This window comes from Mycobacterium aquaticum (assembly GCF_002086485.1).
Classification (GTDB): domain Bacteria; phylum Actinomycetota; class Actinomycetes; order Mycobacteriales; family Mycobacteriaceae; genus Mycobacterium; species Mycobacterium aquaticum.
This window is the reverse complement of sequence record NZ_MVHF01000036.1, coordinates 1-23988: the sequence shown is the minus strand read 5'-3', so window position 1 is coordinate 23988 and position 23988 is coordinate 1. Positions and strand designations below refer to the sequence as shown.

28 protein-coding genes are annotated in these 23988 nt (G+C 63.9%); 7 read left to right on the top strand and 21 right to left on the bottom strand.

The genetic code is table 11. From position 1 onward, the window contains the following. Window positions 1-119: 119 nt before the first annotated feature. Window positions 120-593: a hypothetical protein gene (locus BST13_RS27410; RefSeq protein ID WP_083167707.1), complete on the top strand. Its 474-nt coding sequence runs from the start codon at window positions 120-122 to the stop codon at window positions 591-593. Window positions 594-708: 115 nt separating this feature from the next. Beyond that, entirely contained in the window at window positions 709-1245 is a 537-nt protein-coding gene (locus BST13_RS27405; protein ID WP_425437059.1) for a hypothetical protein, read from the top strand. Between the two features lie 196 nt (window positions 1246-1441). Here the strand turns inward: BST13_RS27405 and BST13_RS27400 are convergent, their stop codons facing one another. The 5 genes from BST13_RS27400 to BST13_RS27380 all read right to left on the bottom strand — a co-directional run bounded on the left by BST13_RS27400 (window position 1442) and on the right by BST13_RS27380 (window position 4236). Then, window positions 1442-1999: a hypothetical protein gene (locus BST13_RS27400; RefSeq protein ID WP_083167704.1), complete on the bottom strand. Its 558-nt coding sequence runs from the start codon at window positions 1997-1999 to the stop codon at window positions 1442-1444. Between the two features lie 408 nt (window positions 2000-2407). Further along, the gene (locus BST13_RS27395) at window positions 2408-2662 is read right to left on the bottom strand and encodes a hypothetical protein (protein ID WP_083167702.1); all 255 of its coding nucleotides are present in this window, start codon (window positions 2660-2662) and stop codon (window positions 2408-2410) included. Window positions 2663-2740: 78 nt separating this feature from the next. Further along, complete coding sequence (locus BST13_RS27390) at window positions 2741-3181, bottom strand: hypothetical protein (RefSeq protein WP_083167699.1); 441 nt, start codon at window positions 3179-3181, stop codon at window positions 2741-2743. A 393-nt stretch (window positions 3182-3574) separates the two neighbouring features. After that, window positions 3575-3922: a hypothetical protein gene (locus BST13_RS27385; protein WP_083167698.1), complete on the bottom strand. Its 348-nt coding sequence runs from the start codon at window positions 3920-3922 to the stop codon at window positions 3575-3577. A gap of 104 nt (window positions 3923-4026) precedes the next feature. Continuing rightward, entirely contained in the window at window positions 4027-4236 is a 210-nt protein-coding gene (locus BST13_RS27380; RefSeq protein WP_095533726.1) for a hypothetical protein, read from the bottom strand. Here BST13_RS27380 and BST13_RS39095 point away from each other — a divergent pair. Next, window positions 4235-4378 (top strand): hypothetical protein, encoded by a 144-nt coding sequence (locus tag BST13_RS39095; protein WP_158087202.1) that lies wholly within the window; start codon window positions 4235-4237, stop codon window positions 4376-4378. The two genes, BST13_RS27380 and BST13_RS39095, sit on opposite strands and share 2 nt — an antisense overlap. 545 nt (window positions 4379-4923) lie before the next feature. Further along, window positions 4924-8043: a hypothetical protein gene (locus BST13_RS27375; RefSeq protein WP_142282848.1), complete on the top strand. Its 3120-nt coding sequence runs from the start codon at window positions 4924-4926 to the stop codon at window positions 8041-8043. A 202-nt stretch (window positions 8044-8245) separates the two neighbouring features. Here the strand turns inward: BST13_RS27375 and BST13_RS27370 are convergent, their stop codons facing one another. From BST13_RS27370 to BST13_RS27345, 6 genes are all read right to left on the bottom strand, one after another. Beyond that, window positions 8246-9580 (bottom strand): HEPN domain-containing protein, encoded by a 1335-nt coding sequence (locus BST13_RS27370; protein ID WP_083167690.1) that lies wholly within the window; start codon window positions 9578-9580, stop codon window positions 8246-8248. 88 nt (window positions 9581-9668) lie between these two features. Next, the gene (locus BST13_RS27365; RefSeq protein WP_083167688.1) at window positions 9669-10292 is read right to left on the bottom strand and encodes a hypothetical protein; all 624 of its coding nucleotides are present in this window, start codon (window positions 10290-10292) and stop codon (window positions 9669-9671) included. Continuing rightward, complete coding sequence (locus BST13_RS27360) at window positions 10289-12232, bottom strand: site-specific integrase (RefSeq protein ID WP_245839820.1); 1944 nt, start codon at window positions 12230-12232, stop codon at window positions 10289-10291. The genes BST13_RS27365 and BST13_RS27360 overlap by 4 nt, the downstream gene beginning before the upstream one ends. A 713-nt stretch (window positions 12233-12945) precedes the next feature. Then, window positions 12946-14145 (bottom strand): tyrosine-type recombinase/integrase, encoded by a 1200-nt coding sequence (locus BST13_RS27355; protein WP_245839819.1) that lies wholly within the window; start codon window positions 14143-14145, stop codon window positions 12946-12948. A 125-nt stretch (window positions 14146-14270) separates the two neighbouring features. Beyond that, window positions 14271-14588 (bottom strand): hypothetical protein, encoded by a 318-nt coding sequence (locus BST13_RS38390; RefSeq protein WP_095533725.1) that lies wholly within the window; start codon window positions 14586-14588, stop codon window positions 14271-14273. A gap of 66 nt (window positions 14589-14654) precedes the next feature. After that, a complete protein-coding gene (locus tag BST13_RS27345; RefSeq protein ID WP_083167678.1) occupies window positions 14655-14930 on the bottom strand; it encodes a hypothetical protein in 276 nt (91 codons plus the stop codon). Window positions 14931-15191: 261 nt separating this feature from the next. Here BST13_RS27345 and BST13_RS27340 point away from each other — a divergent pair, with 261 nt between their 5' ends. Further along, complete coding sequence (locus BST13_RS27340; protein ID WP_083167676.1) at window positions 15192-16397, top strand: IS110 family RNA-guided transposase; 1206 nt, start codon at window positions 15192-15194, stop codon at window positions 16395-16397. 395 nt (window positions 16398-16792) lie between these two features. On the opposite strand, the gene BST13_RS27335 is transcribed toward BST13_RS27340, so the two are convergent. Continuing rightward, on the bottom strand, window positions 16793-17380 hold the full coding sequence (locus BST13_RS27335) for a hypothetical protein (protein WP_083167674.1): 588 nt from the start codon (window positions 17378-17380) through the stop codon (window positions 16793-16795). Window positions 17381-17866: 486 nt separating this feature from the next. Between BST13_RS27335 and BST13_RS27330 the strand changes: the two genes are divergently transcribed. Beyond that, the gene (locus BST13_RS27330; protein WP_083167671.1) at window positions 17867-18331 is read left to right on the top strand and encodes a hypothetical protein; all 465 of its coding nucleotides are present in this window, start codon (window positions 17867-17869) and stop codon (window positions 18329-18331) included. A gap of 136 nt (window positions 18332-18467) precedes the next feature. Here the strand turns inward: BST13_RS27330 and BST13_RS27325 are convergent, their stop codons facing one another. From BST13_RS27325 to BST13_RS27290, 9 genes are all read right to left on the bottom strand, one after another. Next, window positions 18468-18749, bottom strand: coding sequence for a hypothetical protein (locus BST13_RS27325; protein WP_083167669.1), 282 nt, complete (start codon window positions 18747-18749; stop codon window positions 18468-18470). Between the two features lie 89 nt (window positions 18750-18838). After that, complete coding sequence (locus BST13_RS27320) at window positions 18839-19417, bottom strand: hypothetical protein (protein ID WP_083167666.1); 579 nt, start codon at window positions 19415-19417, stop codon at window positions 18839-18841. Between the two features lie 467 nt (window positions 19418-19884). After that, entirely contained in the window at window positions 19885-20559 is a 675-nt protein-coding gene (locus BST13_RS38385) for a trypsin-like peptidase domain-containing protein (RefSeq protein WP_142282847.1), read from the bottom strand. Further along, a complete protein-coding gene (locus BST13_RS27310; protein WP_083167661.1) occupies window positions 20556-20744 on the bottom strand; it encodes a hypothetical protein in 189 nt (62 codons plus the stop codon). Before BST13_RS27310 ends, BST13_RS38385 begins: the two co-directional genes overlap by 4 nt. Before the next feature lie 52 nt (window positions 20745-20796). Continuing rightward, window positions 20797-21372 carry a hypothetical protein gene (locus tag BST13_RS27305; protein WP_083167659.1) on the bottom strand — a complete coding sequence of 192 codons (576 nt, stop codon included), beginning with the start codon at window positions 21370-21372 and terminating at the stop codon, window positions 20797-20799. Continuing rightward, window positions 21369-21650: a hypothetical protein gene (locus BST13_RS27300; RefSeq protein WP_083167656.1), complete on the bottom strand. Its 282-nt coding sequence runs from the start codon at window positions 21648-21650 to the stop codon at window positions 21369-21371. The genes BST13_RS27305 and BST13_RS27300 overlap by 4 nt, the downstream gene beginning before the upstream one ends. Window positions 21651-21694: 44 nt before the next feature. Continuing rightward, window positions 21695-21964 carry a redoxin NrdH gene (locus tag BST13_RS27295; RefSeq protein ID WP_083167654.1) on the bottom strand — a complete coding sequence of 90 codons (270 nt, stop codon included), beginning with the start codon at window positions 21962-21964 and terminating at the stop codon, window positions 21695-21697. 76 nt (window positions 21965-22040) lie between these two features. Beyond that, window positions 22041-22292 carry a hypothetical protein gene (locus BST13_RS38785; protein WP_142282846.1) on the bottom strand — a complete coding sequence of 84 codons (252 nt, stop codon included), beginning with the start codon at window positions 22290-22292 and terminating at the stop codon, window positions 22041-22043. A gap of 216 nt (window positions 22293-22508) precedes the next feature. Continuing rightward, window positions 22509-23267: a DUF932 domain-containing protein gene (locus BST13_RS27290; protein WP_245839818.1), complete on the bottom strand. Its 759-nt coding sequence runs from the start codon at window positions 23265-23267 to the stop codon at window positions 22509-22511. 44 nt (window positions 23268-23311) lie between these two features. On the opposite strand from BST13_RS27290, the gene BST13_RS39850 reads away from it, so the two are divergent. After that, the gene (locus BST13_RS39850) at window positions 23312-23530 is read left to right on the top strand and encodes a hypothetical protein (RefSeq protein ID WP_245839817.1); all 219 of its coding nucleotides are present in this window, start codon (window positions 23312-23314) and stop codon (window positions 23528-23530) included. Window positions 23531-23988 lie beyond the last annotated feature (458 nt).

The following is a 23988-nucleotide window of genomic DNA, read 5'->3' as shown; positions in this document are numbered from 1 at the left end:
GGTGGGCAGGGCTGGTGTGACGAGGGCGTGTGGTGGGGACGGTGTGAGAGGTGAGGAATCGGGAAGGAGGTTGAGTTTGGGTGCGGCATAAGGGGGATCGAGAGGGGAAGGTGGGCGGCATGGCGAACAGTGGAGTATCGAAGGCGGCACGCAAGGCCGCACGCGAAGCGGCGGCCGCGGCTCAGGAAGAGCTGGCGCGCCGGCAGAAGGCGAACGTGGAAGATCTGGCGAAGTTCTTTTCGGCCAAGCACCGCGCGGACGAGGTCGACGACTGGCTTGCCGAGGGCATCGAGAAGTTGAAGGCCAGCGCGGCGCAGAAGCGCGACGAGCAACGCGCCGCGGGTGGCGCGGCGCTGAAAGCGATGCGAGACCGCGGCGAGACCGTTCGCGAGATCGCGCGCATGGCGGGCGTCGGCGAAAAGACGGTGCGCGAGCTGATCAAGCTGGCCGGGGAGCCGGAGGCGACGCCGGCGGCGACGCCGGCGGCGCAGTGGAATGACGGCGCGCCGACCCCTGCGGCCGAATGGACCGAAGATCGGCCGGAGACCGCAGCGGAGGACGCACACGGAGTCGAGGTCCGCGCGGCGGGTTGACCGCGCATGTCGGTGGTGGGCTCCACAATGGGTGGCGCAGAAGACCGTTGCGCACGGTCCGGGCCGGTTCGATCCGTACCGGAGTTCGACCGGCGCGTTAGGGTGACAGGAGACCGTGACCGCCGTGGGGGTTTCGCAACCACTACGCCTGGTGGTGAATCCAGTGATTCATGCCGCCGAATTGCGGCGGTTTGAATCCGACATCGTGCGCGGCCCAGGCGCGGAGGACTGCGCGATCTGGACGGGCGCGATCGGCGGCGACGGGTATCCGCGGTTTGGGGTCCGCCGCGGCGGCGGTGAACGGATCATGCTGCGAGGCAACCGGTACGCGCTGGCCGCCGCGCGACAGGGCCAGCCGCTGGAGCCGTGGGAACGCGCACTGCACGGTTGCGACAACCCGGTGTGTGTGCGCGTGAGCGCACCCGGAGATGTGGGCCTTTTGCACCTGGTGGCAGGCAGCCAACGCGACAACATGGAGATGATGGCCCGATCGGGTCGCGGCGGCGGACGAACGGTGGTTCGCCGCGGTGATCACGGCGTGGCGGAGCGGCGAGCGCGCGCGGTAGCGTTGCGCGAGGCCGTCCGGCACGGATGGGACGCCGAAGCGGTCGCGGTCGCGCTGCTCGGATCACCCGAACCGACCCTGTGGTGAGACTGCGGGCACGGCGACGGCAGAGACGGTAAGCCCGAAGGCCGGCGGCGCCGCGGCGCAGAGCCCGCCACCGCCCTCAGCACCGGGTGCGTGGCGATTCGCAGCGAGCGCACGCACCGGCGCACCGTGCGCGTCGCGAAGGTCGGGGCCCGGGCCGCGCGATGGCGACCCGGGCCCGAAACGGTGCGGCGAATCATCAAGCGACACTGGCCGCCCGGGTTTCGACGGTGATGGCGTGCCGGGTGGCGGCGTCGATATCGGTGCCGGAGAGCAGAACGTGAAGACCGTGCGCCGGCGTCCAGGAGCTCAACGTCCAGTGGGTATTGCGCGGGTCGCTGCCGGGGATCCAGTCGTGGTTGAGAAAGTACTCGGCCGAGCCGGTGGCGGTGAACCCGATCCGGTCGCGTGGTGCAGGCTCGGCGGTGTCGATGGTGGCGGCACTGCGCTGCCACCAGTGGGCCGGTGGTGTGATGGTGCGCTTCCAGACCAGTGCGGCGCTGCGGAATTGGGCGATGTGAGAGTCGATGATGCCGCCGCCGATCGGGGCGGTGGCGACGGCGGCGGCCAGGACGTGGGTGGCGTCGTCGCGGGCGATGACGAGGACGGCGTGCTCGCCGTTGCGCTGGCGGTGTCGTGCGGTCGTGATGATGCCGTGCTGGGGGCTGGGAATGCGGTGGGTTCCGAACACTGGACGGTCGACGTTGTCGATCGCAAGGGCTTGCAGTTGAGCGGCGAGCCGGTAGGTGTGGGACATGGTTTTTCTCCGTTCGGGTCGGGAGTGGTTGCGCCGGTTGGCGTGTGGGTCAGGGGGACCGGCAGGGTGGCACGGTCAACCCCGGCAGAGCGCGCGATGATGCGAGCCGGGCTTTCGGCCCGGGTGAAACGCCGGCGCGCAGCGCCCTGGCGCTTCACTGCCGCAGGGCCGAAAGGGTCACCCGGCCGGCGAACATCACCGCGCGCGTGGGTTGACCGTGACGGGCCCCGGCCGGTCAGACTGGGCCACGCTGACAGGCAAAAGAAAAAGTGAGCAGGCACCCAACCCCATGGCCACCGCAGGTGGCCACCAGCGGCCGCACCTAGTGCGCCGCCAACCACCACCCCAGAGCCGGAACATGAAAAACCCGACCCACCCCACAGGGCAGGCCGGGCGGGTTGGTGTGGGTCAGGGCTGGTTGGTGATCGTGTCGAGCTGTGCTGTGATGTCGGCTTCGGTGAGGTTGACGTGGGTCAGTCGGCCGTGCTCGTCGAATGCGTATTTCGGGGGCAGGTGCTCGACGATTGTGCGGATGAGGGTGAGTTCTCCAATTGAGTTGAGGTAGCGGTACATCCGGCGGTATTCGACGCCGGTGAGTCCGTCGAGGTGGGGGTTTGTGTAGTACTCGTTTCGGGTGGTGCTGCGGGTGATGTAGCGGAGCATGGGTTGTCCTGTCGGTGTCGTGTGGTGGGTGCGGGGTGGGCCGGGCCACCGGGTGTTCGGCGGCCCGGCCCTGGGTGGCTATGCGGCGTAGTGGAGTTCGGTGATGGCGTCGTCGAGATCGGGGTGGGCGGTGGGCGGCTCGACGTCGACGGTGAGGGTCCAGGTGTCGGTGCCGGGCTGGGCGGTGAGGGTGTAGGTGTGGTTGGCGGCGGTGGCGCGGAAGCTCCAGGTGTCCACGGCGTGGAAGGTGACGTCGCCGGCTCGGACGTGGACGATCCGGGTTACCGGGTCGGTGTCGAGGTCGGGTGCGGTGGCTTCGATGGCGGCCATTTGTCCGTGGTCGTCGAAGGCGAGTAGGACGAGGTGGTGTCCGGTTTCGCGGGTGTAGTTGTGGACGGTGGTGAACAGGATCGGTCCGTAGTTGTGGTCGTTGCAGCGGGTGATTCCGTACTGCTGGTGGGAGATTCGTTCGGCGGCTTCGTCGAGAAGTGCGAATGCGAGGTCGAATTCGTGGTCCATGGTGTTCTCCGTTCGTGGTGGTGATCCGGGCGCCGGTCAGCGCTTGGGGTGCGGTCAATCGGCTGAGGGTGGGCTGTCAACCCCGAAGAGTCCGGGGTTGGTGCCGGCGGATTTGCGGCCCGCGAGCGGCAGCGAGCAGGGTTGGGCCGCAAATGTCCTCCGCCGCCGGCGCCGGGCCCGGGCGTGGGTTGACAGGTCGGGCCCCCGGCCGATTAGGCTGCGCGCCCCTGCTGACGGCTAAAAAGGTGAGTGGCTACGGACTTTCGAGGCCACCGAAGGTGGGCTGTCTGCCGGTCGCACCTGGTGCGCCGGCACCATCGAAGCGGGGGATGACGAGAAAGCCCGGCCAGGCACCCTCGGGGGACTCTGGCCGGGCGAATGGATCTCGCGTGGTTATGGGTGGCGGTAGTGGGTTCCGGGCACGCTGGCTTCGGGGTAGGTGGTGGTGATGGCGTCTTTTTGTTCGTTGCTCAGGTAGCTGTACCAGTCCTGGCTGATCGGGTCGTAGAAGCGGTGATCGGGGCGCTCGACGGTGGCCCATCCGCGGCCGATGTTGTCGGAGGCGGTGGAGACGATGCGAAAGCCCTGGGATGCGAGGGCATCTGCGAGTTTCTGTTCGGTCATGTCGCCGGTGACGGTCACGGGTGCGTAGATGAAGCGGTTGGGGTCGTGGTCGTCCCAGTGGGTGACGACCTGGTGGTGGTCGCTGTCGCGGCACATGGTGGTGGTGTAGTAGCACATGATGGGTGTTCTCCGTTCGTGAGTGAGTTGTGTTGGTGTGGTTGATGGTTGGTGGTGCCTCCGGGGCCGCGGAATGGTCGGCACGGCCCCGGGGCACCGTGGTTTCAGGGGTTGGCAATGATCGCTTCGGCGTCGGCTGCGTAGCCCTCGGCGTGGCGTAGCTCGTCGGGGGTGGCGTCGTCGGCGAGCAGGACGGTGACGGCGTTGTCGCGTGCGGACAGGGCGTATTGGCGGCGCCGGTGTGGGTCGTCGATCGCGGCGGTGGCGGCGTGGATGTCGGAGCGGGCTTCTTCGAGGGTGGCTGCTGTGTTCATGGTTGTTTCTCCGTTCGGTGTGGTGATCGGGTGCGCCGGTCAGCGCTGGGGTGCGGTCAATCGGATGGGTGGCGATGTCAACCCCGAAGAGCACGCGGGGGTGGTAGCCGGGGTTTCGGCCCGCGAGCGGCAGCGAGCTTGATAGGGCCGAAACGGTCACTCGGCCGGCGGACACCAACGCGCGCGTGGGTTGACATCGACGGGCCCCGGCCGATTACGCTGCACACCCCTGCTGACGGCTAAAAAGGTGAGTGGCTACGGACTTTCGAGCCCACCGAAGGTGGGCTATCTGCTCGGCCGCACCCGGTGCGCCGACACCACTCCGACGTCGGCCGGAAGAAAAAACGGGGCCCGGCCACCAGCTCACGAGGGAGCGGCGACCGGGCCAAGGTGGCAGCGGCGTCGTGTCTAGAACAGCATGCCGAGGCGTTCAGGATGGTTGTGGCAGAGACAACCGCAGCGACCGGCTTTAGTGCCCACTTGTCGGCTACCGCTGACCTAAAGGCATGTCAAGGTGTCGCGAACGCGTTCGCGACACACCTGGTGCGGTTGCCAGAATGTGCTGTCCCAGAGGTGCACCATTGACGGGTAGCCGGGCTGAGCGCGGCTAGGTAGATGTTGTCTGTGTCGCACCCGCACCAGCGGCGCGTCAGGCTCCGGTGCGATGTCACGAAAGGCTATGTGTCAGTGTCAGATAAGGACAATGGCGACGACGCAGACCTGCACGAGTTTGATCGTGATGATCCGCTGCTAGGGCCGCCCGATGCGATTGCAGAACCCCTTGTTGATCCCCAACTGGAGTATCTGCCGATTGACCAGTTGTCGTGGGAAAACTTCGAGCGGCTGCTTCTGCGGGTGGCGCAGGACGTTGGTGGTTTGCACAACGTCAGACGTTTCGGGACTCCCGGCCAAGCCCAGAAGGGCCTGGATGTCATTGGGATCAATGGCGACGGCAAGGCAGAGGGTATCCAGTCGAAGCGCCGAAAGACCTTCACAAAGACCCATCTCGATGATGCGGTCAGGAAGTACACAGAGTCGGAATTCCCGTTCCCATTCGCGCGACTCGCAATCGGGGTGAGCAAACAGGTTGCCGAGCGGGAGATCGTTGAGCATCTGATCGATCTGAATGTGACGCTGGCACCGCTTGAGATCGAAATTTGGGACCAGGATGCGTTGTCGAGAATGCTTCGGCCGCACCCCCAGATCGTCACCGAGTTCTTTGGACCGGCGACGGCCACGCGGTTCTGCGGCGAGCACACGGTGATCGCTGTCGAAATCGCGGGTGCGGATGCTGTCGCAACCGCCGCCGCGGTGATCCGCGGGCCGCTGGCCCACGTCGGGGGCCATGAGAAGCTAAAGCGAGCGGAAGAGATTGCTGACAGTGACCCTGCTGGCGCATTGGCACTCTACCAAGACGTCCAGGCACTACTGACTGGTGCAGGATTCCCCGCGCATGCAGCCGAGTTTGACGAACGGGTTGCGCATCTACTGGTCGCCACGGGGGCAGAAGCTGATGCCGTTGCCCTGGTCATGGAACGTCTCTGGGTGGCAGAACGGACTGATGATTGGTTGAGCGTGCAGGTTGCGGCGCGCGCCCTCAAGTCTCTGGCCGGGTTGCCTGAATTTGGTCCGGAGGGGCCCGACGACGGCACCTCACCGCTGCTGGTGGGCGCTGCGAGGGTCGCTGGGTTTATTGCCGACAATCTGCACCAACCGGTCCCCATGGAACTAGACCTGCCGACCGAGGAGCTGCAGCATCTTTCACCCGGCGACCGTGCGCAAACAGTCCTCTTCGCGGCGGAGCGCGCTCTTGCGAACGACGATCTCGGCTGGCTTGAGAGCCACGCAAAGGTGTTGTCTGAGTGCGTATCTGAAACAAACTCCAGTCACGAGGATGTTGCGCTTCGGATCGAGTTGGTTCTCGCCGAATTGACCGGCGATTGGAAGGAACTACTTCATAGGGCTCGCACCGCCACTCGCCGAGATCTCGGCGCGCTCACCCTCGCTCGCTATGCGCGGTACACGATGTGGAAAGGGGACTATGTCGAGGCCAACCGGGCCTATGAGGAGGCGATCAACCACGCATGTCTGGCACATCGTCACGAGGACGCGGCCGACTGGCTCTATAGCCAACGGCTCGTGATGAACCGCCATGTCCCGGTCTCCGAGGATAAATGGCATCCTCTAGCTCGCTCCCTATCCAACCTGCCGTCGCGTCCCCGTCTAGTCACCTCCGCAACGTCATCGCGCGAGAACGCACTAGCTGCCCTGCATTACGACAAAAAGCGCAGTGCTGCTATACATCTGCGCCGTTATCTGTGCGATTCCATCCGGTCAGGCAATCTCAGCGACGAGATCGATGCGCGCATGCTGCTGGGCGGTCTGTACGTTCAAACAAACGATCCGCTACTCGCCGTCCGCCAGATGATCTTGTCTCGTGACTATGAGGCCGTCCGATCGGTAGCGCAGGACTTGGGTGATTCATACCTCGATGTCAGGGATCTGATCGCGAGTCCTGTGTCATGGGTGGTTGCAACGGCTTTCGAGTTCGTTGCGGCGGAAGCTGACCTTGTTCCCGACGCGTTGGTCGATGAGTTGATTGAATCCGCGCTGTCCGCGATCGACGACGTGTCATCAGGTAAGCGTCCCGATTCGCCGGTCTTCAGTCCCCAGATCGTCGGTTCCGCGTACAAGATGATTGGCGCGTTGTCCGAACGCCTGAACAGCGGTCATGCGGTTGCCGTGCTCGACAGTTTGAGCGGACACGTGACAGCCAGGGAGCACCACTACTGGCGGACCGACGAGAGCCACATCCGTATTGCAGCTGGCATCGCCGAAACCAGAAGCGATGAGACTGCGTCCGTAGCACTTGATCATCTGATGGGGCTCTTCGCACGTCGCGCGCATCCCTTCGGTATCAAGGCCAAAGGCGCCCTTAAACAGAATCTGCAGGCTGTCGGACCTCGACTGCAGGAACTGGCCGATGGCGGCCATCACGAGGCGCACGCGTTGCTCGCCTCTACGGACGAGGTGCGCATCGATCCCGAGGATGCGCTTGCTGCGGCAAATCGGCTACAGAAACCCACAAGCAACTCTTTTGGGCGCTATGCCGAGGGAACGCGCGCGATCAACGATTCCCTGCTTGCGCGCTCATTGGCGCCGGAGCAACGCATAGCCTGCATCGAGATGCTGCTCCAAAATGCCCGGTCGCCCTTCGAAGGCTCAAGCAACAGGCAGACCTACCTCATTGCCACGGCGAACCTGTCGGAAGATTTAGACGACGAACATCGCCGGAGATTCTTGGCCGATCTCGTCGATTTCGTTGAGAATCCACCTCCGTCCCAGCCTGACATGTTCAACGCGTCGATGACTGACCCTCTGGGGATGATGCGCTGGGCTGGAACCCTGGATAGTCGTTCTGCCGCAGTATTGGCGGCGGCCTGCTTCGCTCGCGAAGCGGATGAGAAGGACCAGGTTCGAGACTTGGCTATCGGGTTGATTAGCGTTGTGGGAGAAGACGATATCTACTTGGCGGAAGCTCTGCAGGCCGTCAAGGATGACCTAAGCGACCTGGCTCCACTTCTGGCGCAAGCGGGGTGGGCGATGCGTAGCGTTGCAGCTATCGGCTGGGCGCGGTCGCCGTCGATGCCGGCCGAACTGGGCGAGCGATTGAGCCGGGATCCGGATGCTCGCGTTCGTCGTTCCATTGCCACTGCTATCAGAGACCACCCCAGTCCTCACTCTGACCACGTTCGCGAAGTCCTACAAGCGGATCCGCGATGGTCGGTGCGGTCGATCTTGTTATGACGAACCGATCTGTTGTGGGGCAGGGTGTGTCGACCCTTCCGAGCAGGGACAACTCCCACCGCACCAAATCGATCGCCGCGACGACCCGCGGGTCGTCGGGGTCAACACCCTCGTTCACGAGCGCCTGGCGTTCCTCAGCATCCATATTCAGTTAGACGCGAAACCCGTCGATGCGGTTCCTACTCGCATCTATCCTTGGCGTTCAAGGGAGTTCCCACCCGAGTTCGCGAACGAACTGCGCAATGTTTGCCCGTGCATGCGCGAGCCGGTCGGATTCCAAGAAGCCTTCCCGAATGACATCAGGCGCAATGTTTGCGTGAAGGAGCAGCAGGGCTTGCAACAGCCACGGTGTCGCGGTGACCACAATCAACCATCGAAGGTAGCGCATATCGAGGGGCTCCTTCTCCTGGTCAATGGGTAGGTGATGTGCAAAGTCGTTGCGTGCCTTCGTGATTTGCCCTGGAAGGTCCGTCAAGGATTCGGCGATTTCAGGGATCACTGAACAGACTTCGTCCACGATCTCTGTCGCACGCATTCGAAAGCTCACGTCGGTGAGGAGCTGCAGCGATTCACTCACGCGAGCGGGGTCGAGGTCAAAGATCTCTGATTCGGATCGCGCGGCGAGTCGGGCCGCCTGGGTGATCGCTTTTCGAGCCTTCTTCGTGATCTCGGGGAACTTCGACTGTTCGTAGGGCAACCTGCGGTGCAGGCCCTCGACTAGGGACGTGACAACCAGCGCCTCGGCCTGCAGCGCGCCCTTGTTTGGCGAGACGACGGCTGCGGCGAGACCGTCTAATCGGTCGTTGAGCGGGATCCAGTTCGCGATGACTTCGAGTGTCAGAGCTTCTGGAGACAACAACGGATCCAGCGTCGATTGCGCTGCAGAGGTATCCGGGTCGTCGGTCAGTAAAGGGAGCCAGGCACCGTCAGGCGCAGCGAGCAGCTCGACATCTTTGGCATCGTGGGACTCGTCGAGCGCCAGCTCCAGTAACGTTCGAACACCTAATACGACAAGAACCTCAAGGCGGCGCAGTGTTTCTGGTGCTGCCGGCGAATAGACCAGCCAGTTGCCATCGTTTGAAGCTTCGATGCCCAAGGCAGCGCCGTACTCATTGCCTGCGGTGTTCTCTGCGCTGAGATGATCGAGGCAGTATCGATGTCCGAGCCGGAATCGAACGGCGTGGACAGGCTGGGCATCATCGATATGTTCGCCTAGGACGGCGGTGTCGGCGACATACCGCGGCAGGCTACGAAACAGTTGGCCTGCACCACCGTAATTGCGTGCATTGAGCATGGTGATCCGCTCGCCTGTATCGAGTTGACCATGAAGCGTGATCGGCAAGAACGATGCGACCGAGTCTTCGGCCGTGCCTGAAAAGCCCACACCACCTGGAAAGCGCCGTATACGTGGGTCGTCGACAAGGCCAGCGGCCAGCCTCACCTCAGGATCTGCGCCGGTGTGGAAACTGAAGTCGCCACGCACGCGGGCCTCAGGCGTCCCCGCGACCCAGAACAACCCGCCCGTCACCAACTCCATGTCATGCCCTCCGCATTCGATCTCGGGTATCGCTGAGAAGTGCGTCGTCCACTTCGTAATGTGTTGTGCCGAGCGACTTGTCAGTCAGTCACAACCTCTTCTTGAGAGGCATGTTGGGGTGTTCGTTCGGGATCTTCGACTCGTGCCGCCCGCTAATGAGAGTGATGCTTCGTTCGCGCTCGTGTTTGACGTTAGCTCTGGCGGCAGTAAGTGATCGTCGAAGCTTGCGATTTTCGAGTTCCGTGTCTCTAAGGTTGCCGCTAAGGCTGGCGACAAGCTGCCGCAGCTTGGCGTTGGATTCTGCGAGGTGAGTGCCTTCTGGATCGTAGAGTTGTCCGGTCAGGTCGCTGATGCGGCTTTCCCGGTCTCGAATGGTCTGCCTGAGCGATTTCGCCAACGCTTCGGCATTGACTGCGCGTTCACGCCATGATGCCGTGTTGTTTTCGCCCCCCGCATGCTGTTTCGCCGTGGTGGCCGCTTGAGATGCGTCCCGGGCATTGAGAACTGCGCGGGTCAGGTCGGGGCGCCGTTTGTCGTAGATGAAGGTCTTGCCGACGCCGGCGAGGGTGCACACGTTCTCGACTGTGAAGGGTGCGCCGCTCTTGATGAGTTTGGTGAGCGCGGCGCGTACTCGGCGTTCGCATTGCTGGCTTGCGTTCGAGCGTTGTGCGATTGCTTCGATTGGTCGGCGGATGCTCGATGCGGTGCTCATAGATTGAGTTCCTCATTGTCGGCGGGAGTTGTGGTGTGTAGTTGTGTCAATCGCCATCCGGTAGCGAACAGTGGATCGAAGTAGTCGTGTAGTGGGGTGCGCAGGTCGAGGTTCTCGGCTTCTTCGAGTAGGCCGAGTTCGTCGAGTGCTTCACGCAGGGCGGTCAGTACCGGTTCCCATGGATCCCATTGGCTCAGGATGTAGTTGCGTGCGGCTTGAGTTGGTGCACCTTCGGCGAAGTGGTAGGCGGCGTCGCGCTTTCGCTCCCAGTAGGCGAGGTCAGCGCCTGCGAGGATGAAATGCTCGCAGGGGCCGAGAGGGCCGTTGGTGCAGTTCTTTTCGAAGGGACAGTTCGTGCCGCCGACCACGGGGCCGTAGCGGCATAGCCCGTGTTCGACCGGCACTACTGACAAGTCTATTCGGGCGGCGCCGGCGGCTGTGTTCTCGGCGTTGACGAGTTCTGGACGGAGCAAGATCGTGCCTGGTTTGTTCATTCCTGGGCCAGCCGCCCACACCTGTTGTAGGTGGCGGGTCATGCTTTCGTTGTTGTAGGTGGCGTAGTGGGCGAGTGATTCTGATGAGAAGTGGCCGAGCAATTGGCGGACGAGGGCGGCTGGTGCACCATTGTTGAGGAGCGAAGTTGCCAGGGTTGCACGGGTTTGGTGAGTGGTAATTCCTTTCAGTCCAAGGCTTTCGAACCATGCAGTCCATGTGTCGCGAAATCCGCACTGAGATGTTTCGAGCACCAGGTCGGGGTTTTGTATCGCGGCGGGGAACAGCGGCATGGTTCGGTCCCAACGCGCTTCGAGGGCAGCTCGTCCCCGTTCGTCGAGGTTGGCCAGCTCTGCGGCGTAGCGCCTCCGGAGCTTTGAGCGTGTCTTGTGTTGTCGGGTCAGAAGTCGCTCATAAATCGGTAGATAGCAGGGCATTCCGTAGTCGATGACGTTGACCTTGCTTATATCTCGCCAGATGTAGGGCTGTGCATTGCCCACGAGGCCCACGCAGCCCAGGCGTAGTTGGATCGTTTCGCTGATCCGTCCTCCCTGAAAGGCCTGGGTCAGCCAGATGTCGGCGAAACCGACGTCGTCGCGGTCTGCGCCCTCTAGGAGTTCGATATTGTCCTGGTCGATCAGGAGTTTGAAATCGCCGTATGTGAGTGGACGTGGTCGCGGGCTACTGGGAGCGCGCGGATACTCAGGCAGATTCAGGATGAACATGTCCAGGCTTGCCGGAGTCCGGCGGCGTTCTCGGGCGTTCCGCAAAACGATGCGGCAACTGGACATGTAGGTGTGGCGAGAACGTTCATTGAAGACCATTGGTTGGCGGCTTGGCCGGTCCATATAGGCAGGAAGGACCGTTTGTTCGCGAAACCAGAGATCCCAGAGCTCTTTCAGGCGTAGTGCGTCCTTCTCGGATAGCGCTGGGGGATCGTTGCCGTGGTCGCTTCGAATCTGCCTGAGCGCGTAGGAAACCAGGAACATCGCCGCCACGCGCCGGTAGATCGTCCCCTTAACTGCTCGTTTTCCTTTGGGCTTGAGAGACTCGTCGCGAAGGTGCTCCCACACTAGGTCTCGAAGCCAGCGTTGGGATACTCCGGTCAAGTCCCACGGTTTGCGCCGGTTCGAAACGTCTGCGCCGGCGAACGGTGCCCCTCCGACGATGACAGGGTCAAACCAACCGGCTTCTTTGGACATGTCGGCTGTGATGACGAGGCTGCGGGCAGCGGTTGGCAGGTCGAGCAGTATGCGACGCTCCATCGACCCACTCGGGTACTTTTCCGCGATGTCAGAAATGGTGTCATCCGTCAGTGATTGAACGCTGGCGGCAGCAAGATCATCGACGACCCTCTGAATGTTGACTGGTCGCCGGTGTGATCGGCGAGGGGTCTTGGCGTGTCGATGGAGGCCGTAGCGGATCTCCTGTTGCAGAACGGTGGGCAATTTGGCTAGGTGCAGCCGTCCCTGTTGGTCAAGCCGCGAGACGGAGGGGCCCTGGCAGGTCTTGGAATACCAGTGTTCCCAGGTTGGTCTGCTGCACTGGCCTCCTCTTGATTTCGTTTGGTACCGCCAACTTTGGCGATGATGTCGGCATATGCGGTGGCGTTCAGATTCGACGTTGATGTGTAGCGCGCCGTCGTGGACGCATCCGTGGATGCTGCACGGTGGAATCGGCGGAAAGGCTGTCTGGGCTTGCCGCCAGTGCTCCTCGCTCATCCAGTCGATGCGTGCTCGTGCTGTAGAGAGCCGCTTCATATGCGCTGTGCAGTAACCGTTTTGTTGTGCCTCACGGTTCTCAGCGCAGACTAGACAGTTTGCGTGGCGGTTGAGGGCACGTTCGAAGCTTCGAGCGGAAACTGGGCTGGCTGAGCGTAGGAACTCTTCGATATCGGCTCCACGTCCGAGCTGGGCGAACTTCCGCCCGTGGCTGTAGCACAGACCATTGGCCGCGGTGGGCGAGGGTACGCCTTGGCACGATTCGACCATGCACGCCCAACCGAAAGTCGGGTGCTGAGGCGGGAACTGGATCGGCTCCGAGAGAAGCCACTGCGGAAAGTGCTGGCTTGCTATTGAGTAGCGTTCTTCAGCTGAGAGTCCCAGGTAATCATCAACGGTGGTCAGGCGGGGGGCAACAGCGCTGTGGGCGCCAGTGGTCGTCATCGCTGGCCCTGGCCGGTGTGCTCGGTGGTGTTCAGGTATGAGTCGGTGCGGGGTCGAGCGGTTGCGTCCCATGCCTGTTTCAGGAAGGCCATCGCGTGGCGATTGGCGGAACGACCGTAGAGGTCGGTGACGATTTCGGGGTTTGCCCATCCGAACTCCTGCGCCACCATCTCGGCATTGAAGTCCGTCGCTGCGTAGAACGCCGCTGCAGCTTTGTGTCGAAAGGCGTGCGGGGTGATGCGCGTGCTTAGTCCAGCCCGGCGGGACGCTCGGTCCAACATTTTTCGCACCGCAGCGGTGGTGAGCGCAGCGCCCGGCGTCGCACCGCGAGTGTGATTAAGGACTTGCTCATGCTCGACGAGGTGTTGTGCAGGGTAGTACTCATCGAGCAGATAGCCATAGAAGGTGCTGATCATGCCCGCGCTCACTGCGCGAATGACCCCATCGATCGTGTAACCCTCTCTGCTCGAATAGTTATCGATTGCTGGTCCGTACGATTTCGCTCGCGCTCCGTTGGGATTGTCGTCGCGGCCGATGATGTGGATGTGCGGGTCGGCACGTTGGCCGCACGGGTGGTGCTCAATGAGGTGTAGGTCGCTGAACCGCAGGCCGCACAAACCGCCGACGCGTAGGCCTCCATCGTGGAGCCAGGTAACAATCATCACGTCGCGGGCAGTGGTCAGAATTCCAGGCTCAAAAAGTGCTTCCACAGCTTCATCGGGAAGGTACCGAGGGCGACGAGGAGTCCGCCTCGGGGACAAAGGATTTACCTCGACATTGCCGCGAGCCCGCCCGCCACGACGCCGCTCAACTGCGCCAGCGGTCAGACCGGCGACCAGCTCTGGATTCACCTGTCCGCACATCCCGGGACTCAAGTAATACGCTTTGATGATCGTGGCGACGTTGCTTGCCGCCGCGGCACTGAGAGGGCGGCGATTCGGATCCCTCCAGGCGACGCCGTGGACTGTGGCAGCCTCACCGGTAATGCTGTGCATATAGCGCTGCAGGTCAGCCAATGTCAGTGTCTGGGGCGAGAGCCGGTTGAAATATGCCCAGTTGAGGTGATCAACCAGGCTGTAGGCGTAGGTCTGTTGAGACGACGCACGATATCGGCACAGCACCTTCATTGAGACCTGATCGACCTCTGAATCGGGCGTGAAGATCCAATGTGAAGACATCCCCTCGCCGTGGCGCACTTTGCGGACTGTAAACCGATTGGCCACGGTGACACTCCCCAGAAATCGCACAACGTCGCGAACGAAGGTTTACCACGCGTTCGCCACACTCCGGCGAAGGCTCACCGCGAACGTCGCGAACGTGTTTACCCCCGGGAGGTAAGCCATCGGAACGCGGGCTTGGTGACCTTCAACCAGACGCCGCCTTCCTGGCGGGCGCCGCGGCGGTGATCGCACTGGTGGTGGCGGCCTTCGTGGCAGGACTTGGTGGGTGCGTTCTCGGGCATCTCGACGATGACAGGGATTCGCTTGCGAGAGCGGCGGATTTCGTCGGTGTAGGTGATCCACTTGACGCCGTCGCGGATCTGGACTTTGGCCTTGGGTTTGATGCAGTCGACGGGGCCGGAGTGCTTGTCGCGGGGTTCCCAGAAGTCGTCGGGGTGAGGGTGGGTGCTGAGGGTCATGGTGATGTTCCTTCGGCTGTGGGTGCCCGGCCAGCTGGGAAGGGGCTGGCCGGGCAAGGACGCGGGTTAGCGGCGTTCGGTGATGTCGTGGGTGACGGTGTAGGCGGCGCGGGTGTAGCGCAGGCTGTCTGCGATGAACGCGGAGACGTCGTCGCCAGCGGTTCCTTCGGCGAATTCCAGGTCGTAGACCTGGTTACTGCACAGCTCGGTGAGGACCGTGCTGGCTTTCTGAAGGGCGCCCAGGGCGGTGTTGAGTTCGGCGATGAGTTTGACGCGGCGCTCGTCGATTTCGATCGCGTGGTCGCTGTAGAAGTCGGCTTCGGTGTAGTCGCTGGTGGTCACGGTGTGTTCCTTAAGTTTGTTTGTAGTTGCAGTTTCTTCGTGCTGTTGATGCGGTTACGGTGTGCTGCGACCCGGGTGGGTCGGGTGAGGCTTAATGGTTTTTTGCCGGCCTGGTGGTGCGGCTTGAAAGGATTGGCCGCCCGGCCTGCCTGGACTTCCTCGGGCCGCTGATTGAGATCTGCGATGTGATCGCTTGTTTAAGGAAATGCCGGCGAGGTTTTCCATGGGGATCCTGTTGGCAGACAAGCGAAAAGAGGCTCTATGACGGTAAACCAGGTATGGGCTGGGGTCGACGTAGGCAAAGAACATCACTGGGTGTGCGTCGTGGATGTCAACGGCAACATGGTGTTGTCGCGCAAGTTCATCAACGACGAACACACGATCCGCGACCTTGCCACCAAAATTGATGGGCTTGCCGATGAGGTGTTCTGGACGGTGGACCTGAGCAACGTCTACGCCACCCTGGTGCTCACGGTGCTCGCCGATGCCGGCAAAACGGTGCGCTACCTGGCCGGCCGGCAAGTCTGGCAGGCCTCCTCGACCTACCGTGGTGGCGAATCCAAGACCGATGCCAAAGACGCCCGGGTGATCGCCGATCAATCTCGGATGCGCGGTGAAGACCTTCCGGTCCTGCGTCCCGGGGATGACCTGATCACCGAACTGCGCATGCTCACCGCCCACCGTGCGGACTTGATTGCCGACCGCACCCGGACCATCAACCGCCTGCGCCAGCAGCTGCTGGCGGTGTGCCCGGCGCTGGAACGTGTCGCTGAGCTGACCCAGGACCGGGGCTGGGCGGTGCTGCTGGCACACTACCAACGACCGAAAGCTATTCGCCGAACCGGTGTTTCGCGACTGACCAAAGCGCTTACCACCGCCGGGGTGCGTAACGCCGCCACGATCGCGGCGGCGGCGGTAACAGCCGCCAAGGCCCAGACCGTCGGACTGCCCGGTGAAGATGTTGGCGCAGCATTGGTCGCCGAGTTGGCCCAGGAGGTGATGAACCTTGACGACCGTATCAAGACCACTGATGCGGACATCGAGGAACGATTTCGCCGCCATCCGCTCGCGGAAGTGATCACCAGCCTGCCTGGCATCGGGTTCCGACTCGGCGCTGAATTCCTTGCCGTCATCGGCGATCCCGCCCTGCTCGAATCGCCCGATCACCTGGCCGCGTGGGCCGGGCTGGCCCCGGTATCCAAAGACTCCGGCAAACGCACCGGCCGGCTGCACACACCCAAGCGCTACAGCCGCCGGCTGCGCCGAGTGATGTACATGTCCGCCCTGACTGCGATCCGCTGCGATCCCACGTCGAAGGCCTACTACCAACGCAAACGGGACCAAGGTAAGCGACCCATACCGGCCACCATCTGTCTGGCCCGCCGACTCGTCAACGTCCTCTACGCATTGATCCGTGACAACCGAGCCTGGGAACCCACGAGCCAAATCACCACAGCGGCGGCTTGACACGCTCATTGAGAATCCTTTCGGTCGGTGCGCTGCTGGTCAGCGCTGGGGAGCGGCGGCAAGGCTGAGGGTGGGCGGTCAACCCCGAAGAGTCCGGCGATGAGTGCCGGCGGATTTGCGGCCCGCGAGCGACAGCGAGCAAGGGTTGGGCCGCAAATGTCCTCCGCCGCCGGCACCAGCACCGGGCGTGGGTTGACCGGTCGGGCCCCCGGCCTTGTAGGCTGCGACCCCTCGCTGACAGCACATAAGGTGAGTGGGCTGCCAACCCAAAAGCCCACCAGCGGTGGGCTATTCACGCTCCCCGGGCGCCGGTACAGGATCGCGGCCGGAAGAAAAAAAGGGGGCCCGGCCAACCACCTCACGGGGAGGGATTGGCCGGGCCCGATACCGCAGGGTTAGCTTGGCCGCGGTTGCAGGCGGTGGCGGTGTATCGCGATGGTGACGCGGTCGTGGTCGTGATGGATGGTGGCGTACTCGGGATGGCGGGTGGGCCCGGAGAAGCTCCATGCGTCATCGACGATGCGGTGCTCGACCGGCATCTGGTTGGAGACGATGGCGGGCAGCACCCGCACCGCGGTTCCTTTCTCGAAGTCGGGGTATTCGGCGCCGACCGCGCCGGAGATCGTGTGGGCGGTGAGGATTTTCATGCTCAGCTCCCTGGGGGCCGCGTTGTCGATGGTGTCGAGGTGGTAGCGGTCGGAAACCAAGCCCCAGTGGATGATGACGTGCAGGGCGTCGTCGACGAGGCTGGACGGGTCAGGCTCGAGGATGACACCGAAGACCGCGTGGTCGTTGTCCATGGCCAGGGCGGTGATGGCCTTGTTGGCCTCCGCGACGGTGTGGAAGGTGCGGTCGGTGGACCAGTCGGTGACACCGCCGCCGCTCATGCTCATGTGGAGCATCCGGATCGTCGGGCGCTGCTCGGCAGCTCCGCTGGCAATGCTGATGGGGTCGTGGTCGATACGGTCCCACGTGGTGGTCATGTTGTTGTCCGTTCTGTTCTGGTGATCGGTGTGTGCCGGTTGGCACAGGTGCAGGCGAATCGGTGGGTGCCGGGGGGTCAACCCCGAAGAGTCCGGGCCGGGCGCAGCAGGGCTTTCGGCCCAGGTGAAGTGCCTGGCGCGCAGCGCCTTGGTGCTTCACCAGCGTTGGGCCGAAAGAGTCACTCGGCCTGCGCAGCCCGGTACCGGGCGTGGGTTGAGCCGCGGTGGGTCCCGACGATTACGCTGGGGCACCTGCTGACAGGCATAAAAGGTGAGTGGGCTTCCAACCCCAAGCCCGCCGGCAGGTGGGCTGGTCGCCGGGCGGCCCGCAGGGTGCCAGGCGTCGATAGACCCAGCCTGGGCCAATGTGTGTCACGACGATTTGGTGCTGCTACGACGATGTGGGGTAGTGCATTACACGTGCACCGTGGAGATGCTCAGTTTGATACTGGCGAGGTCCAATGATGTTCTATTTGAGGGGATGTCGTGACTACGTCGATCGATCGGGAAACCGCCAAATCTGTTCTGCCACTGATCAGTCAAGTCTCGGTGGGTGCGTGGCGAGTGATCAACGGCAGCAACGAAGTTGAGTTGCACCCGCAGCCTCTTCCCCCGGTGGAGGCTGACCAGTTTCAGGTGGCTGCGGCGGTGATGGCACACCGATACGCGCAACTGGCCATCGAATCGCAGATCCAGGGCCGCGACGGCGTCCGGATCATCAGCGAGCTCGTCGATGAGTGGTGCGGTACGCCGTGGCCGCGCCACTGGCCATTTCCGCATCTGCATCCGGGTCCGCAGCCGCATCCGCGGCCCAACGAGGACATGACGGCCGTTGGCCGGATGGTCGGGGCCTTGGTTCTGGCCAACATCGGCTCACGGCTGGCCAGCGATCTCGGCACCATGATGGTCGACGGCGCGCAACGGCTCGCTGAGGCGTCCACGGCGGGTTGAGCTGCGAGCTCGATGAGCTTGGCCGACGGCGTGGCTACTGTGATATGTGGCTGCCGCTCATGTATCCCACCTCAACGATCGGGGCGGCAGCCCCGGATCAACCCTCTGGACGCGGCCCCGGGTGAGGGTAAGTTGCTCAGTCCTCGAACGGTTTTCGTGAATGGTCGAGGCGATCGAGCATGCCGGCGGCGCCGGCGTGGTCGGGTGTGCCGGCTTCGGTGAGTCCGGTCTGGATGATGGCCACTATGACGCCGTCTTGGTGTAGGACGTAGCGGGGTGTGCCGGCGGCCGGGGCGTGCTGCATTTGCGTGCGGGCGGCCGCGACAAGGTCGCGGCGAGCTCGCCGCGGATCGCGGGCTGAGCCCATGGTGACGCGCTCTGCGTCGGGACTGCTCGTGGTGAGGGTCCAGGTGGTCATGGGCTCATCGTTGCGCCTTTGCGCGGCGCCGTCGAGGGCCGCAGCTCCGTCTGTGGATAACTGCGGGCCCCGAGGCGTGTTGTGGATAACTAGTCCGGATCTGTCTCAGTGTGCTTGTCGGCGTTGAGGGCTCGGTATCCGGCCGTGGTGGGGTCGGCCCGGTGATGCTCGCCGTCGAGGCATACCGCGATCGCGGTGTGATGGGCCAGTTCGAGGATCTCCATGGTCGAGTGGAATGCGGCGCGATCGAGGACCTGGAAGGTCAGCGAGCCGAGATAGACGTCCGTCCACCGGACGATGCGCTGGTGGTGCGGCGTCTGGGTTTCGCGGGGCATGACGGCGTAGGTGGGGCGCTGAGTCCAGTCGATGGCGACGGTGGGCCGGTCGTAGGCGTCTTCGTCGGTGGGTCGGGCGGCGCCGATATCGGTGGGCAGGTTGACCATGGTGGGCCGGGCGGCTGAGAGTGCTTCTCGGACACCTTGAGCGGCTTGGGCGTTGAGGAAGGTCATCAAGATGCCGCCCCAGGCGAGGGTGACGCGGACGTTGCGGGTGCGGGCGTGATAGACGGTGAGGTCGGCTCGTTGGGTGCTGCGCAGCCGGATGTAGGTGTTGGTGATGATGGCGGTGGGTTGGCCCAGCTCTGCTGCGGTGACGTCGGTTTTCGACATGGTTTTTCTCCGTTCGGGTCGGGAGTGGTTGCGCCGGTTGGCGTGTGGGTCAGGGGGACCGGCAGGGTGGCACGGTCAACCCCGGCAGAGCGCGCGATGATGCGAGCCGGGCTTTCGGCCCGGGTGAAACGCCGGCGCGCAGCGCCCTGGCGCTTCACTCCCGTAGGGCCGAAAGGGTCACCCGGCCGGCGAACATCACCGCGCGCGTGGGTTGACCGTGACGGGCCCCGGCCGGTCAGACTGGGCCACGCTGACAGGCAAAAGAAAAAGTGAGCAGGCACCCAACCCCATGGCCACCGCAGGTGGCCACCAGCGGCCGCACCTAGTGCGCCGCCAACCACCACCCCAGAGCCGGAACATGAAAAACCCGACCCACCCCACAGGGCAGGCCTGATTGCAAGACTCGGGTGCTCGAACTCCTATTCCGTTGGGAGTCGGCGACTTTGGTGCGGGTAGAGAGTGCGGCCTTACTGGGCGGTGATGGGTGGTGTGCCGATGACGGCGAGGGCGTCGCTGAGGCCGGCGAAGCGGCCGAAGTTTCCACCGGCGATGGTGGTGCGGCCGCCGAGCCAGATGCCGATGACGCGAATGTCGCCGCCGTCGGTGTCGGTGGTCCATACCGGGCCGCCGGAGTCGCCGCCGATGGTCGGGGTCATGCCGACGGTGATGTATTGGTGTTGGCCGTAGCTGCGGGTGACTTCACCGCACACGGTTCCTGTCGAGATGCCGTCGCGGCACACTTTCTGACCGGGACGGGGTTCGGTGTGGTTGTTGGCGGTGACGGGTTGGTTGGCGACGAAGGGTACGGGCAGGGTGCGCACGCCGAAGTCGATGAGGGCGTAGTCGGCTCCGCCGATGCCGGGCGGGTCGACGCGCGTTTGCAGGAATGTGCCGATGGCGCCGCTGTGTTTGTCGGTGACGGTTTCGCCGGGGGTTGTTGCGCAGTGACCGGCAGTGACGGCATAGGTGTGTTTGTCGGCGCCGATGTAAACCCATCCGAGTGTGCATGCATTGGTGGCGGTTTCGATGCGGTCACCGGGTTCGACGAGCTGCACCGCGGCCGCGGCTGGTGCTGTGGACGCGGCGATGACCATGCTGGCGGTGGTGGCGATTGCGCGGGCCGCCAGGCGCGCGGTGTTCATGCCGGACGGCGGCCGGTCGGGCGCCGACGGCGGCACAGGTGACGTTCGGCATGCCTTTGTGCCCGCACGCCGAGGGTTTCGATCCAGGTACCGGCGATGGTGGCGGCTTGGCGGTCACGGTGGGCGACGGCGACGGCGGCTGCCGTGCGGCGCACGATGGCGGTGTCGATCGGGATTGTGGTCATGGGGTGTCCCATCCGGGTTGCGCGGCGGCTTCGGCTCGGCGCCGCAGGTCGGCTAGGTCGTCGCGGGTGTCGGTGAACAGCTGGGTGAGCAGCTCGCGTTCGACGTCGCATTCGGCGAGCTCTTGCATGCGGACGGCGTGCTCGCGGAAGGCTTTTCGGTAGGCATCGTCGAGGACGTCGCGGCGTATCGGCCGGCATTGTCATGGGGGGCGATGGCGTCCTGGTAGGCGTCGAAAAGGTAGATCGCCAGCCCTTTGATCTGGTGGGCGGTGGGCGGATGGTCCGGCCGTAGGGCGAATGTGCTGGGTTGGGTTTGGGCGAGCTCGAACACCGCAACGGGGTGGGGATCGTGTCCGGCTTCGGCGAGCGTGCGGATGAGCTGGCAGGCCCACCGGGCGCGGGGCCGCCAGAACGCGGTGTCGGGGACCAACTCGAGGATGGCGCGGGCGCGGGTGGCCGGCAGCCACAGCAGTGCGCCGATCAGTTGGTGCTGGGATTCGGTGGGCATCACGAAGGCCTCGGCGCGCCAGTCGTCAGCGACGTGCTTCTCGAGGTCGGTTCCGGTCATGCGCAGCCAGGAGTCATCGCCGGCGACCGGTTCGAGGGTCTGCACGGCGGCGGGGCTCATCGCGGAATCTCCTTGTCGATGATGGTGTGCACGACGGCGTAGGCGGCGCGGCCGATCCGGATGCTGTCATCGAGGAAGCGGGCGACGTCGCGGCCGTCGCGGCCGTCGACGAATTCGGGGTCTTCGACCGAGCCTCGCAGCAGGGTCAGTTGGTCGTAGGCGCGCTGGAATGCGGAGACGCCGTTGGCGATCTCGGTGAGCAGCTGGCCGCGGGTCAGGCCGACTTGTTCGGCGTGCTCGTCGAAGTCGGTGGAGGTGGGTAGCGGGTGAATTGTCATGTCGTTACGGTCCTTTCGCGGGATTCATCTGCCTGTGGTGGCTGTCAGGCGACGGTGGCCACCGTTGCATCTGATGGGGATATCGCTCGGTTGGCGAGTGCCTTGATGCGATCGGGGCGGAATCCTGACCAGTGCTCGTCGCCGGCCACGACGACGGGGGCCTGGAGGTAGCCCAGGGCCATGACGTAGTCGCGGGCTTCGCTGTCGAGCGTGATGTCGATGATCCGGTAATTGAGACCCTGCTTGTCCAGGGCTTTGTAGGTGGCGTTGCATTGGACGCATGCCGGTTTGGTGTAGACGGTGATGTGAGACATTTCTAGCCTCCGTGGAATTGGTTGTGCGGGGTTTATATTCAGTTATTCTACTGGCACTTATTTGGTTATGCCACACTCAAACAAAAGAACTTTGTTGCGGTTTTCTATCGTTTATCGGCCGGAAAGTAGGCGTGCGCGACGACGCATCAATCATCGCTGTCATGGGTGTCTGCTGCCGTTCTTTTTCCGTTTCTGGCAGGCTTGTTACCGCTAGTGGTGGCGCGTAATGCACGGTTTCGGGCGGAAAGTTTTCAGTGAGCGCAGCGAGCGTCTCGGAAAAGTTTTCGCGCCGCAGGCCGCAGCGGATGCGGAGCCGATAGCCTTGCATGTAGTCGCCGAAACCAGCGCATAATTCGGACGGCAGAAACGGGGAGCTGTGTTTGTGATCGCATGTTGTGGAATTAGTGAGGTTTTCGTCTTTTCGGTGATGATTCTGGGGCGAAAAGAGGTGGTTGCAGCGCCGAAGGCGTTTCCGCTCGGTCGGTGCCGGATAAAGCGCGGGCCCGCCGGCTGATTACGCGGCGGGCCCGGCTCACCCCTGGGGTCAGAGGGTTTGCAGCATCCGGAACGCGTTCGACTTGAGCGTCTGGGCGCTGCTACCTGTGGTCACCGCGCGTAGCGCCCGGACCGCTTCTGGGTTGCCACGGCCACGCACCTTCGCGTGGTGGTCGACGAACTCGGTAACCGCGTTGTAGGCGCCCCACCGCGTTCCTGCGATCGGTGCGACAGTGGGGGAGGACACCCATAGCTTGACGATGCCGCTGGCTTGTTCCCGGCGAGACTTCTTGGCGGACAAGCTGGTTGCGCCGTCGACGTCGACCAGCCGATCGGCGAACGCGCGTACTTCGTCGGTGTCCATCGGTTGGGCATAGAGCGCAGCGGCCGCGGCCTGGAAGACATCGAGGTAGCGCCACGCGAGTTTGAGGGCCTCGCGGGCTTGCTGGATCGCGATGCGGGCGCTGCCGGTGTGGCGGATCGCGAAGCTGGCCTTGGCTTCCCGAATCGCGGCGGTCTGCGTGTTGGCGCACACCACCCGGACAGGGGTGACGATGCCTCGGAACGCTGCGCTGCCGTCATGGGAGTTGAGCGCGGCGATATACAGCTCGGTGCGGTCTTCAGAGCCGTCTTTGCCGTCAAACACCATGGTTTCGGGCAATTTCAGGGTGACAAACGTGTGGCGGCCGCCATTGAGGGCACCAGCGGTTTCGAACACTGCTCCGCTCTCGTCAATGAGGGCGGTCAGGAAGTCGCAAGAGGCCTCGTTCTGCAGCGGCTGGTACTTGCTGCCGACGACGCCGAGCACGTCGACCTGGCCGGGGATGATGGGTTATCGCGCACCGTGGCGTAGTGATCGGGCACCACGAGCGGGCTCGGGGTGATGACGTGACCGTCTGCGGTGACGATGGGATCCTGGGCGACCTGCAACGGAAGTTTGCGGACGTTCCATCGGGCAAGGTGTGCGGCCTCCAGGACCTCGTGCGCGGTCATGAGGTGGCCGACCTGCTGGCCGAGCTGATGCCAGGCGTCAGTCTGCGAGTCGGCGAAGCTGACGCGGCCACGGGTTGAGTCGAGTTGGTGAGCCATGGTGGGGAACCTTTCGTAAAGGGGGGCGCTCTCGGATCCGCCCGTTCTGTTTGCCTGTCCGGCAAGGAGATCGAGAACCGGCAGAGGGCCGGGTAAGCAGCAAGGGTCCAGCGGGGCCGGTTTCCGCGGCGAGCGCAGCGAGCCCCGGGGAAACCGGTGCCGAGCCGAAGGCCGAAGCGGCCCTTGTGCGTCCGGACCGCCGGTTACGATCGGAGGCCGGAAAGGCAAACCACGCCGTGGCCCACGCCGCAGGCGTAGCCGATTTCAGCAGCGCCGCAGGCGCTTCCATCACTACCGACCGGTGGGGGGGGGGGGGGGGGGGGGGGGGGGGCCCCCCCCCCGGGGGGGGGGGGGGGGCCCCCCCCCCGGGGGGGGGGGGGGGGGGGGGGGGGGGTGGGGGGGGGGGGGGGGGGGCCGCGCCGCGGCCCCCGGGGCGGCCG